This window comes from Latilactobacillus sakei, assembly GCA_002953655.1.
Taxonomy (GTDB): Bacteria; Bacillota; Bacilli; order Lactobacillales; family Lactobacillaceae; genus Latilactobacillus; species Latilactobacillus sakei_A.
Genome location: CP025839.1, coordinates 134814 through 148322, shown reverse-complemented (window position 1 = coordinate 148322; position 13509 = coordinate 134814). Strand labels below are relative to the sequence as shown.

Genomic DNA, 13509 nt, shown 5'->3' with positions numbered 1-13509 from the left:
CGATATATAAACGTTGATAAATAAGCATTATCAAACCATTTTATGTAAAATTGGACTGTTTTATATGCGATTAACTCGTTTTATTTAGTCCAAATTGACAGCGCTATCCAAAAGATGGTTCAATGATATTAATCAAGTAACCTTAATTGAAGAAACCGAGGGAATAATTATGCAAGAAACGATTATAACGGACGTTAAAGCATTTGCAATTAAACCAGATCGTCATAACTTAGTAGTTGTTAAAGTTGAAACTGACCAAGGTGTCTCTGGTGTTGGGTGTGCCACTTTTCAATTTCGCCCCTTAGCGGTTAAAACCGTTGTTGAAGAATATTTGAAACCATTATTAATTGGGCGGGACGCTAATCAAATTGAAGATCTTTGGCAAGTAATGACCGTTAATTCATACTGGCGCAATGGTCCAATTACCAACAATGCCATTTCCGGCGTTGATATGGCGCTTTGGGATATTAAAGGTAAGCTAGCCAATATGCCCCTCTACCAATTACTAGGCGGTAAATCGCGAACAGCAATCCCGGCCTACACGCACGCAGTAGCTGATAATCTAGATGATCTATATGCTGAGATCGATAAATTTACGGCTGAAGGTTATCAATACTTACGTTGCCAACTCGGCTTTTATGGCGGTAATGCAACTCATTTAAAAACACCTGACAATCCCATTCAAGGCTCTTATTTTAACCAACAACAATACATGGACACCACGTTAGAAATGTTTGAAGCAATCAATCAAAAATATAAGCATTCATTCCAAATGTTGCATGATGTTCATGAACGTCTCACCCCTAATCAAGCTGTGCAATTTGCTAAACAATCAGAAAAATATCATTTATTCTTCTTGGAAGATCTTTTACCACCCGAACAAAATGCTTGGTTAGAAACCATCCGGGCCCAAAGTGCAGTCCCAATTGCGACTGGTGAGCTATTCAATAATCCAATGGAATGGCAGGCGATTATTACAAAACGCCAAATTGATTATATGCGGGCCCACGTCTCTCAAATCGGTGGTATCACCCCCGCCCTCAAGCTAGCACATCTGTGCGATAATTTTGGTATTCAAATCGCTTGGCATACACCATCTGACATTACACCAATCGGTTTGGCAGTTAATACCCATCTTAATATTCATCTACACAACGCTGCTATTCAGGAGAATATCGAGGTGCCTGAAAATACTAAAAAAATCTTTAGCCATGTTCCTCAAGCTAAGGGCGGTTACTTCTATCCAATCGAACGCCCCGGGATTGGCGTCGATTTCGACGAATCAATGGCGGCAGAATTCCCCATCGTTTACCGACCACATGAATGGACACAAAGTCGCATCCCTGACGGTTCAATTGTGACACCATGATAAAAAAACACATTAGACACGACTCATTGTCGGTTCTGATGTGTTTTTTTATTGAACGGTGTAATGTAGGTACAATCATAATCAATCGCTGTTAATTGGCTGTATTCATAAACCCGACCATCCTCTAATAAACAACGGTTAGTAATCCGCATCGCAGGGGCCCCCTTCTTACATAAAAGTAGTTCCGATTCTGCTTTTGAAACAGCGATTGGTTGATAACTCGTAATGTAATGGGAGATACGGTAACCCTTATTTTGAACATACTTTTGAATTGAATGCTCAACATTTTCTTGTGATAACTCGGGGAAAAGCGTCACCGGTAACTTCGAAATTTCAATTTGTTCAATCTTATAATCGACAATTCGCAGACGCTTGAATGTCCAAATCAGTGCGGGTTCTTCTAGTTGGAAAATTTGTTGCTCCTCTAAGGTCGACATCGCTTGTTCCAAAGAAATCATTTTCGAGCGGATACGGCCATATGGTGTTCTCGTTAGCGAATTATAAATCATCGTATTGTTCCGTAAATTGTCATAGACATACATGCCCGAACCTTGAACAACCTTGATAACGCCAATTTCAGCCAAACTTTTAATCGCCTCTTGAACCGTATATCGCGATACGCCGTAGATTTGCGCTAACTCACGTTGATTGGGAATTTTACCATCTTTGAATTGATTTTGATAAATCTTACTAAGTAGATCCTGCATGATAAACTCATTCTTCTTCATGATTTCTCCTTAGGGGCTTTTGTTTTAATTCTATCACAAAATAAAATTGACAAAATGTCACCAACTCATTACAATCTAAAAGTAACTAGTTCATTACATTATGGAAGGAGTTCGTTACGTGATTCAAAATCGCATTAAAGTCTTACGCGCCGAGCGGAACTGGACCCAGGCTGACCTCGCCGAACGGACCGGTATTTCTAGGCAAGCCGTGATTTCAATCGAAAAGTATAAATATACACCCTCATTAGAACTCGCCTTTAAGATTGCGCAGGTCTTTGGGGTCGAAATAACAACCGTCTTTTCACCAGAGGAGGATTCAAAATGAAGCAACTCATCATGTTAATTCTGATTATGCTGTTAGCAGTTTTCATCTTTTTAGATCTTCACTTCAAACACAATAAGTCGCGGGCCTACCAGAACGATGAACGTTGGCAATTAATCACCATCAAAGCCGCTAAGGTGATGGCTATTTTTCTTGATTCAATCGTTATTTTACTGGCACTGGCCATGACTTATTTCTTACTAACTGATGGTGGTAGCGAAATGATGACCATCAGTGACGCTGTCAGCGATGCTTTTTACATCTACGCACTCAAGTATCCCGTTGAATATTGCGCCTACCGTTACTACGATCAAGTCTTATAATATTAAAACGTTAATTCGTTATAGAAAAGAGCGCCTTATTCATGTCATTTATCCAATTGAGTCTTACATTAATTCTGATTGGCGTGGCAGCCGGCATCGTTAGTACCGTCGGCGGTCTCGCATCACTCGTTTCATACCCTGCCTTACTCGCACTGGGGTTACCACCAGTCACAGCCAATGTCACCAACACCGCAGGCTTAATCTTCACCGGCGTTGGCGCGTCACTGGCTTCACGCAAGGAATTGAAACACCAAAAACGGGAACTCATCACACTTTTACCGCTAACCTTGATTGGCTGTATTGTGGGGGCCTTATTACTCTTTAAAATTCCAGCAGAAACATTCCAAAAAATTGTGCCCTTTTTCATTTTATCTGCCGGTATTTTAATCCTCTTACCCCGCCATCTCCAAGTTGGTCAACCCGCTAAATGGCAAGTTAGCCTCGCTTGGCTCGGTGTTTTCTTAGTCGGCGTTTACAGCGGCTACTTCGGGGCTGCTTCTGGCGTCTTGATGCTATCGTTGCTCTCAGTCATCAGCCAAGCGCCGTTTCAAGAATACAACGCCACCAAAAATCTGACGATGGGCCTTGCAAACTGTATCGCGACACTAGTCTACGCGCTTCAAACGACCATCAATTGGGGCCTTGTCTTGCCCCTTGGCATCGGCTTTTTGATTGGCGGCCTGATTGGCCCCATCATCGTCCGTCTACTACCAGAACGCCTAACCAAAATTGGGATTGGCATCGCCGCATTAGGACTAGCGGTTAGTTTGTTTATGCAAGCCTATTAAAAAAACTGACGACACAAATCGAAAGATTGTGTTGTCAGTTTTTTTATTGTTCATTTAATTGTTCCTGCAACCATTCCAAATTGACCTCGTGATGTCGTTTTGAATTGGCCATCATTTTGATAAACATCGGTTGCAGATTGGTTGCGGTATTTAATGCCGCTTCAATCGCTTGGATTTTTTCCTTAGTTTGTGCAATTTGGCTCTGCAAGAGTTCGCGCATTTGCGTTGGTTCAACTTGATCAGTGAATAGTAGTGGTGTGTAAAATGGGAAAGTAATCGGCTTATTCTGCCCGCCATAATGGGCGAACTGTTTTTCAAAAGCCGCTTCTCCCGCCGCCGTCAGCACATAGCGATTTTTCTCGCGCTTATCACTGGCATCATCCACTATTTTTTCAATCAATTGCTTTTCCGCTAATTGTTGTAAATTGTAGTAAAAAGAACCCTTCGTAAAGTTCAAAAAGAACTCGAAATAATTGTTTTCCATATCAGCTAATAATTCGTAGCCATAAGCACCTGGCTTTTTCTTCAATAAACCCAAAATTAGAAACTGAATCATTTGGCAGTCCCCTCACCCGTTAACTGCGCGATGAATTCTGGATAGCTCATTTGGCCAAGTGCGAAAGTACGACTCAAGCGATACATCTTTTCCTGCGGGGTTTCTGGTCGTTGATAAAGTGCTTCTAATTGAGCAGCTTCATCTGGCAGTACTGCGAGGACATCCTCTTGGTTGGCAAAAGCCGCGTAATAACGCAGGCCAAAGCGCCGTTGTGAGGCCGCATCGATATGAATGCCATCAGGGTTGGCCGTTAATTCGGCGGCGTTGACTAAATAACTATGGGGATCTTGCGCAACCACGTTCGCCATTTCCCGATTAATGTCATTGAATTCTGTCGCACTAGCGCCGAACCCTTCTTGGCCTAAAAAATCTGGTAATTGCCCGACAATAATGGGTAAGTTTGCTTGACCCAATGCTTGGCGTAAATGACTAAAAACCGCCGTTAATTTGGTAGCATATGTTTGATAACCGCCTTTTAGACTGTCGCTTTCCCCTTGGTGCCATAAAACGCCAATTAACTCGCTAGATTCCTGTGCGAATTTGACTTCAGCAATCGCGTGGCGCATCAACACTTCGTCACTCGCCCACTCATCGATTGAACTGCCCCCTTCAGCACACGGAATTAAACCTAATTCTTCATCCGGATGCGCCTGGACCCAAGCCGCCGCAAATGATGCTGCCGGCCCAACACCCGCAACTTCCCGATCAAAATGAATTGGTTCGGCCATCATTTGCCAGCGCCCATTGCGCAACATCTTCACGCGCTCGTGCCGCAATACCGGCACATCTTGAATAAAACCTCGCCCAGCCATATTTGACTGACCGATTAATAAAATTGACTTCATCATAAAAACCCTCCTGAAACTGATTTTCATAGTATAGTCTAATTAGACTATGAACGCAAAAAGAAAAACCAATTTAGATTTAAATTGGTTTTTCTTTTCTCAATTCTTCGTTAAATTCAAATACAAATTATACTGAACCGGTTTTTCTAGAATTAAATTCATTGTAACAACTGGAACTGTCTTGCCTTTTTTATTTCGCATCGATTCTTGACGCAATGACTTCTGATCAATGTTAACAAGCCCTAGATAATAGTAGTCGCTACCCTCATCATCACTCTTTTTTACAAATAGTGGCATCATTAATACACCGGATGCATTGCCTTGAACCATTGCTTGAACCTCTGGTGAATCTAATTTCCGTGGACTTCGAGTAAACATACGCATTATCTGGCTGTTCAAAAACTCATCTTCATACTTGATACCATCATCAATGTCTTGTGATTTTGTATAGGTAATAAATAAGGGACACGTATTGTAGGCTAACTTGTAGCCATTAACAACTGCTGATAAATCTTTTTCCCATCCCAAGAGTCGACACATATCTTTTCTTGTATATTTTTTCCCAATTGTTAATGGTTGAGTCTGATCATAATCATCTGCTTTAAATAGCCCTGTTGCTAGCACGTCATCAACTAGGTTATCAAAATTCAGATTACTTTGATAAGCCCGCAAAATTTCCTCATTTAAGTAATACTCGTTATTCGATAACATCACGTATGGTTCCATACCATACTTCTTTTGGTTTGTTTTTTGATAGAACTTTAAGTTTAATACTGATAGCATCGAATCTAACGTCTTCTGATCCACTCTAGCGTTTACTTGCTCGAGAGCCTTTTTGAAATCATCAACTGATACTACCCCATCTTTTTCAAACAGGAGTTTCAATAATAATAGCTCGTGAATTCGCATCCCATTTAATAACTCTTTAGACAACATTCTTAACACCGTATCTTCATAACTGTTAAGATGAACATCTTCTTTCATCTTCAACAAGAATTGATAATAGTTGTCATATTTAGCAATCAGCACTGAGCCATCAATCGAACCGTGCGTTGTAAAATCGAACAACAGCGGCATTCTGCCAAGACGTTTCTTCAAGTCTTGATAATCATCGCGTAACTGCTTCAATTCAGTCAAATTACTATTATTAATCGAATCATATACTCGTTGCTTGGCAACTTCGGTAAAATTGATCGTCGACATTCCGATAATTTGATCCGTACTCAACTTACTACGCAGACTATTCTTATTTCGTGAATGGTCACCCGTCAAAGCAATCGGAATCAAATAATTATTCTTGTAGTTCCCGATAAAATCAATCACCGTCACAAAATCTTTACGTGGAAACTTCCGCAAGCCACGGCCTAGTTGCTGGATAAAGATAATACTGGATTGCGTATTCCGCAACATCACAACTTGATTAATACAAGGAATATCGATCCCTTCGTTAAAAATATCAACTGTCACAATGTATTGATACCGACCAGCTTCAAAGTCTTGAATGACTTGTTCTCGATAATCAACATTATCTTCACCGGTCAAAGCCACTGAAGGATAGCCTTTAGTCGTCATAATCCGCGCCACTTCTTTGGCCTCATCTTTACGACTACAGAAAATTAACCCATGAACCTGATCACCAGAATAGCCATAGTAATTTAACTGTTGTTCGACATAATCCATTCGTTCAGAGGAAACCAAGTTCTGTAACGGTGTCTTCTCCTCACCAATTTCGCCGTTTAATTCGTAATCTGTTACACCAATATAATGAAATGGTGCTAACATGTCTTCTTCCAGAGCATCTTGAAGGCGAATTTCGTAGGCTAAATTGTAATCGAACAACTCATAAATATTAAAATCATCCGTTCGTTCAGGTGTCGCAGTCATCCCTAATAAAAATCGTGGCTTAAAGTAATCAATCACCCGATGATAACTGCTGGCACCTGACTTGTGCGCTTCATCAATCATGATATAGTCGAATTCTTCAGGATCAAACTGCGATAATGTACTTTCCTTAGATAACGTCTGAATCGTCGCAAATAAATACCGCGCATCTCGCTGGTTTTCATTACCGGATAAGATTCCGTATTCAGACCAATCACCACCTAAGACCTGATGAAAACTAGCTTTAGCCTTCTTCAAAATCTGTTCACGATGCACAATAAACAAGAATTTTTTAGGGCTCACATGTTTGACATCAAACGCGCCCAAATAAGTTTTCCCGGTCCCGGTTGCCGAAACAATTAATGCTTTTTGATGGCCTTCATGCCGTAGAAAATTTAATGATTTCAATGCATCTTTTTGCATATGATTAGGTGTAATCGCAATGTAGTCCGCAGACTCTTCAGCGACAGTTTCAATCGGTTCGTTTTTCTGACGATTAAAAACAATCGTTTGATAATCAGCTTCATAATCTGTAATCCACTCCGGTGTTAATGCTGCTGCACGTTGCCATTGCTGTTCGACCTCATTGATAACTTGATCAGTTAACGCCGCATTTTCATATGAAGTAATTCTTAAGTTCCATTCGTAATTACGAATCAACGCGGTTTCGGTCAAGTTCGAGCTCCCAATAATCATAGATTGGTATTCACCCTTATCAAAGATATAGCCCTTAGCATGAAATGAATCCGATTGATTTAAAACCCGTACTTCGAGATTTGGGATTTTCAACAGTTCTTTAAACACCTTGGGATTATTAAAGCCCAAATAATTAGACGTCAAAATACGGCCCGTGACGCCTTTTAAGGCGAGGTCCGCTAACTTAGGCTTCAACATCGTTAAGACCGCTTCAGTAATGAAAGCCACGGCAAAAGTGAAGCGCTGACAAGTCATCAGTTCTTCATCCAAATGCGTCTTAACATGGTCTTCTGACGTGTTAAATAATAACTTCGGCAGGTATTCGTCCTGAGAAATATAGCGCTCTTTATCAACCAATCCTGCTAAAGCTGAATTTTGTAATTCAGTCTGTAAATCCGTCATAACTGCTCCCTACTTGAACGTTAATTGACTCAAATCTTGTTTTTGAATGGCTTGCATAGCTGCCACATCTGCCGGTGCCCAGGTTAATTGGTCCAACTCAGATTGATGACACCATTTCATCTGGCTGTGCGCTACTAGTCCAAAACTTTCCTTTGTGAACTGTGCATAATAAACCGTTAAATGAACGTTGCCAAAATCGTATTGGTGCACATCAGTTGCAACTGCTGGCCCCACTAAAATATCAGCACCCAACTCTTCTTTTAATTCTCGCACCAAAGCAGCTTCCGGCGCCTCATCCGGTTCGATCTTGCCACCCGGAAATTCCCATAAATCTCCAAGAATCCGATCAGTAGCCCGTTTGGTACATAGAATTTGGTTATCTTTGATGATTGCAGCACCAACGACATAGATATCTTTCATGTAGAACACCTCATATAAACGATTTAAGTATTTACTATAAATATAGCATTATTAATTAATCCAACCAATACCACTTAATAAAATGCACTAAATACACATCCAGTAACAAATAGAATATAATTTAATTAACAATCTATAAAATATTATTAGGGGGAGAATATACTTGATTAATAAAAAAAATTTTGAGGATTATGAACTACTAGAGGATATCCGAAAAAAATTATGGACAGCTGATGGTAAAAGTAGAGTATCAATTATGGTAGGAGCTGGTTTTAGTAGAAATGCCACAAAAATAGATGATAGCTTACCTTCTATGGCTCTCTGGGATAATTTGCGTATAGACTTACTACACGCCTTAGGCGACAAAGAAAAGTATAAAGATATGACTGTACTTGAGTTAGGCGATGTATATGAAGAAAGATTTGGAATAATTAGTTTAGAGAATCTATTAAAGACTAAAATCCCTGATGAAAATTATGAGCCTAATACCTTATTCGCTGATCTTTTATCTCTTCCCTTTTCAGACATCTACACAACTAACTATGATACTTTACTTGAACGCGCCTCAAAGAACATCTTCACTCGACAGTATCAAATTATTCATGATATTCACGATATTCCTGGGTCTACTTCTCCTAGAATTGTAAAACTTCACGGTTCTTTCCCTTCCAACAGACCTTTTGTCTTTTCACAAAAAAGTTACAATGAGTACCCAACAAAATCCGCCCCATTTGTAAACATGGTTCAACAATCTATAATGGAAACAACAATGATTTTAATAGGTTTTTCTGGTGACGATCCAAATTTTAAAAACTGGATAGAATGGGTTTCTAATGCCCTAGGTGATCATCGTCCTAAAATATTTATGTTAGGCCTAAATATAAATAAATCGTTGAAGTTTTTATCCCAAAAAAATATTACAGTATTGGACTTCAAAAATATTTTTAAGGATTCAACCTCCAAATATCCCGAATTTTTCAAAGAATTATTTGAGTTCTTTTCGGATAATCCCAAAATAGATGAACGTAGATGGCCTCATACCAATTATCCTTGGGCTAACCAATCTAATCCTAATTCTAAAGATTTAATAGCGCTACTTGAGAATAATAGAAAAACTTATCCCGGTTGGTTAATTATGCCTAGTAAAATATCAAATCGACAATTGATGCCTCAAATAATTGATAACTATTTTATACGTTTAAAAAATGAAAACGATACATCTATTAAAGAAAATTTAGCATTCGAATTAGTATGGTTACTAAAAAATTATAGAATTCCAATTTCTAAATATCAACAGGCATCTCTCGAAGCACTTATTATAAATGCCTCAAATTACAATCATAATATTATTGATATAATACTATTCTTGATTAGAGAATATCGATTAGATGGTAATGATGTTTTTCTAAAATACGCCGAATTATTATCCAATAAACAGCTAAATAGTAGTCAGAAAAATGAATTGAGTTATCAGAAAATTCTGTGGTACCAGGACTCACTAAGTGATAAAAAAATTAAAGAACAAGTAGATTCTTGGAAAAATGATACACAATCTCTCGATTTCCTTATAAAAAAAGCCTGTATTCTTTTTAGTATTGATGAATCTGATGAAGCCTTATCTATACTCAAACACGTTCTTCAAACTGCACGTCAAATACAATCAATCAGTGCAAATAATTTCTTTGCACGTTCTGTTGAAGGTGTGGTTTTAACACTTTTACAGAAATATGAAAATCAATACTATAATGAAAATTATTTCAACCGTCTAATAGAATTAGATCAAAATTTTTGTTCCCCCTCTACTACAATTGAATATATTTCAAATTTCAAAAGAGAAAAAATACCAAATGCAGTTGAACGTACTAAAGACTTTGATGGAAAAACCATAGTTTCTCATTATATGGGAAATTATGGTATATCTGATCTTGCAGATGCTTTCTTCCTAATGACCTTACATGATGACTATGGAATAGGAATTGATGAAAATCATAGACTAGATATTCTTAAATATTTATTTAAATACTATCCTAAATACTCTCAGAAAAAAGTGTTTTATTTTGCTGAGCAAAAAGAACTAAATGTTTTTTTCTCAAAGGAGCAAATATATAATCTCAAACGGAACAAATAGATAGCTTATACTTATTTCTCACAAATGCATTAAAGAATAAATCTACCAAAAATATCTCGATGGTACTTGATGGGTTGTTTCGCCTTTATTTCATTCTTAATAAAGCGCAACGTATTAATCTTGAGGAAAGTTTATTAACTTTATACTCTTCTAATAATATTTGGACTTTACTTCAAATCAATGCGCGTAAAATATTTTCAACTTGTTTTTCAAGAGTACTCCATGAAAAACACGGAAAAGACTTAGAAATCTTTATAAATAGATTATTTAATCTACCTATGGTTGGAGAAAGTGGAACGAATTTAGAGAGCATTAAACTGGATAATTACTTTACTTTCGAACCACTACAAATAGTTAACGAAAACGACATAAAAATTGATAATATCGTCATAACCTCTTCTACCTATACTTTAAATAAAATCCTAACCTATTTAAAAAATAAATCTCTACCAATATCTGTTAGATTAGCATCTTGGAATAGACTGCTGGTTCTTAAAGAATCATCAACCCTCAATATTTTAGAACATCCCGAAGTACGTGAACTTGCTAAATCAATGTTATCTAATAATGATGAGATATTTCAAACTTATCTTAAATCTTATGCGGTAACACAACTGGTTAACGAAAAATCTTTCTCAATATATTACCTAAAAGAACTTATGAACACTCCGTTCAACGAAAGTTTTTCTTCAACTAGTGCTGCTATCGGCACTAACCTCCAAACTCAATTAAATGAATTTCGTAATTTATTAACTAAAACAACTTATGATCAGAAGATCTATACTAAATTAGTTATAAATATTGAGATTTGGTGGAGCAGTCAATACAAGCTCTGCAAAAAATATGAAACCGATACTTTGTTTTCTCATATATCAGATTTAGCGGCAATGATTGTTTTTATCAAAGAAGCTATCCTTAAAAAAATAAACAAGCAATTTTTCACACCACAAATGAAACAAATATTATCTAACTGTTATTCGGACTTAAAATCAGATGATGATAGTAGAGCGATGCTTTTATTACCTGGGATATTAAAGATAACAACTTCATTTTCTGAAAATCTTTTGCCACTGTTCAAAAATAACATATTAAGTGCTGATAAAACTAATATTGAGAATGCAGCTTATTTAATTCAAGATGTAGCTTTCTATAAAGATAGAAATGAACTAGAGTTAAATATTCGCGAATTAAAAATCATTCTTTTACAATTATTCGCTGTTCAAAAGGAATCTAGCCTACCTGCTGTTTCGCGAACAATTTCTTTAATTTTAGAAAATTCAAAAAAATTCTTTACAAAAAAAGAAAAAGAAACACTTGGCATTAATGTAGATCAGTTTTTCTCATCCTATCTTTCTATCGACAACCAAACAGTTTTTAAACAAGATATTTTCAATGAAATACTAATAAATTATTTAGATATTATTACTAAACTTCGTAATGAACGTATTAATGTTAAATTAGATCAATGGATTCATTTTTGCGCACGTTCAAAATACTCTGAAATTAATAGATACGAATCTATTTTAAAAGTAACCGCAAATGCCACTCTCGATAAATAATTCCAAAAAAATAACGGTCCCTATCCAGGACCGTTATTTTTATCCATTAAGTTAGCGGATTTTCATCCATCGCTGGTAAATATCTGCCTGCCAATCCGGCAATCACCGTCAGCAAACCGACGCTAATCAGACCGGCTAGGTGAATCAACTGGCTGGTGGTGTCCGACATTGCGACACTGCCACTGATTTGGGCAATCACGGTCGTCATGTCTTGTTGCCGCATTACGGCTAAGCCCATCAAGCCGATAATCAAAATAAATTGCATGAGGATACTACCGAGATACGTATTCCGATATTTAACGATTAAGGTTTGCGCGGGCGTTGTGACGCCAGTGTAATAAGCGCGGTGATTCAAAAGAATGCTGTTGGCACTGCCAAAGAAACTAATCAATAAGATGCCTAATAAAATTAGATGCGGCGTAATCATCAACCAAGCCCCCACCACAAAACCCAACAGTTGGACTTTTAAATCTGATAACTTCGAAAAGCGCCTTTGTACGCTCTTTCGAATAACTTGAGCTAAAATCATCCCCGCACCGTAAGTGACATAGGCGCCTATCATCAAACCCTGATTTTGAATCGCGACAAAAATATAGAGCATTAAGAATGTTTCAAACGCGCCGTTAATTAAGGCCGCAATCAAAATCCAACCTGGCATCTTCGTTTTAGTGCCACGCGTGATGATCACTCGCAAGACTAGCGCGACTAACCCAATGACAGCAACGGTAATTAATAACCAGACAAATTGGGCTTCAAAAAGGCGCAGATATCTCAGCGCAAAAGCCATCGTAGTTGCCCAGACAAACAGTTCCAAGTTATTAAGTGACTTGGTTTGTTCCACAAACACCGATTCATCAAGTTGCTTCACAAACGGTTCGAAGCGTTGCATGCCAATGAAGCCAATCAATACAAATAGCATGATGACAATAAAAACTAACCGATATGAAAAATGACTAGCGATGGTCAATAGACCAACCGTTACTAAGCTAAAAGTCAATAACGTTTTAATCTCGGTCCCCATCAAATGCCATTTCCAGACTACCCGCTCATGATAATAAACACCTTCATAAGTCGGCATAATCACACTGGCGCTAGCGCCCAAAATAAAGGCCGCAATATCCGTTAAATATAACCACGGCGAAATGGCTAATACGAATGAAGCTCCCGCAGCTAATAACATACTGATACTAGTTATTTTAAACGAATTCTGTACGTGACCCAGACTATTTACGAATAATAGCCCAGTTTTCAATGCGGTATAAAATAAGATATACGGCATATAAGATGCCGCGGTATGACCGCTATGTAACATCGTTAAGCCAATCAGCGGTAAGATTTGAATCAGTTTTGCGACCGCAAAAACGAGTCCTTGTTTAATCTTTTCACTGGTTTCTAATTGTTTGCCATTTACCATCGGTTATCCCTACTTTCATTGATTAGATAGTACCGTATATGGCGCCTGATTTCAAAGACCTGACGTTAAAAGCCTGAA

Annotated in this window: 12 protein-coding genes; 6 read left to right on the top strand and 6 right to left on the bottom strand. The window is 37.9% G+C overall.

The window, feature by feature from the left end:
- The first annotated feature begins 169 nt into the window (after positions 1-169).
- On the top strand, positions 170-1369 hold the full coding sequence (locus tag C0213_00705; protein AUX11022.1) for a starvation-sensing protein RspA: 1200 nt from the start codon (positions 170-172) through the stop codon (positions 1367-1369).
- A 23-nt stretch (positions 1370-1392) separates the two neighbouring features.
- Here C0213_00705 and C0213_00700 read toward each other — a convergent pair whose 3' ends face one another.
- On the bottom strand, positions 1393-2097 hold the full coding sequence (locus tag C0213_00700; protein ID AUX11021.1) for a GntR family transcriptional regulator: 705 nt from the start codon (positions 2095-2097) through the stop codon (positions 1393-1395).
- A 118-nt stretch (positions 2098-2215) separates the two neighbouring features.
- Between C0213_00700 and C0213_00695 the strand changes: the two genes are divergently transcribed.
- From C0213_00695 to C0213_00685, 3 genes are read left to right on the top strand one after another with little or no spacing between them, the layout of a single operon-like run.
- Complete coding sequence (locus tag C0213_00695) at positions 2216-2422, top strand: transcriptional regulator (protein AUX11020.1); 207 nt, start codon at positions 2216-2218, stop codon at positions 2420-2422.
- The gene (locus tag C0213_00690) at positions 2419-2742 is read left to right on the top strand and encodes a hypothetical protein (protein AUX11019.1); all 324 of its coding nucleotides are present in this window, start codon (positions 2419-2421) and stop codon (positions 2740-2742) included. The genes C0213_00695 and C0213_00690 overlap by 4 nt, the downstream gene beginning before the upstream one ends.
- 41 nt (positions 2743-2783) lie before the next feature.
- Positions 2784-3530: a sulfite exporter TauE/SafE family protein gene (locus C0213_00685; protein AUX11018.1), complete on the top strand. Its 747-nt coding sequence runs from the start codon at positions 2784-2786 to the stop codon at positions 3528-3530.
- Between the two features lie 43 nt (positions 3531-3573).
- On the opposite strand, the gene C0213_00680 is transcribed toward C0213_00685, so the two are convergent.
- The 4 genes from C0213_00680 to C0213_00665 all read right to left on the bottom strand — a co-directional run bounded on the left by C0213_00680 (position 3574) and on the right by C0213_00665 (position 8330).
- Positions 3574-4086: a PadR family transcriptional regulator gene (locus C0213_00680; GenBank protein AUX11017.1), complete on the bottom strand. Its 513-nt coding sequence runs from the start codon at positions 4084-4086 to the stop codon at positions 3574-3576.
- Positions 4083-4934, bottom strand: a complete 852-nt coding sequence (locus C0213_00675; protein AUX11016.1) for an acetylxylan esterase — start codon at positions 4932-4934, stop codon at positions 4083-4085. Before C0213_00675 ends, C0213_00680 begins: the two co-directional genes overlap by 4 nt.
- A 96-nt stretch (positions 4935-5030) precedes the next feature.
- Entirely contained in the window at positions 5031-7910 is a 2880-nt protein-coding gene (locus C0213_00670) for a DUF3427 domain-containing protein (protein AUX11015.1), read from the bottom strand.
- A 9-nt stretch (positions 7911-7919) separates the two neighbouring features.
- Complete coding sequence (locus C0213_00665; GenBank protein ID AUX11014.1) at positions 7920-8330, bottom strand: (deoxy)nucleoside triphosphate pyrophosphohydrolase; 411 nt, start codon at positions 8328-8330, stop codon at positions 7920-7922.
- Positions 8331-8493: 163 nt separating this feature from the next.
- On the opposite strand from C0213_00665, the gene C0213_00660 reads away from it, so the two are divergent.
- Positions 8494-10458: a hypothetical protein gene (locus C0213_00660; protein AUX11013.1), complete on the top strand. Its 1965-nt coding sequence runs from the start codon at positions 8494-8496 to the stop codon at positions 10456-10458.
- 59 nt (positions 10459-10517) lie between these two features.
- Positions 10518-12017 (top strand): hypothetical protein, encoded by a 1500-nt coding sequence (locus C0213_00655; GenBank protein ID AUX11012.1) that lies wholly within the window; start codon positions 10518-10520, stop codon positions 12015-12017.
- Between the two features lie 46 nt (positions 12018-12063).
- Here the strand turns inward: C0213_00655 and C0213_00650 are convergent, their stop codons facing one another.
- The gene (locus C0213_00650) at positions 12064-13431 is read right to left on the bottom strand and encodes a hypothetical protein (protein ID AUX11011.1); all 1368 of its coding nucleotides are present in this window, start codon (positions 13429-13431) and stop codon (positions 12064-12066) included.
- Positions 13432-13509: the final 78 nt, after the last annotated feature.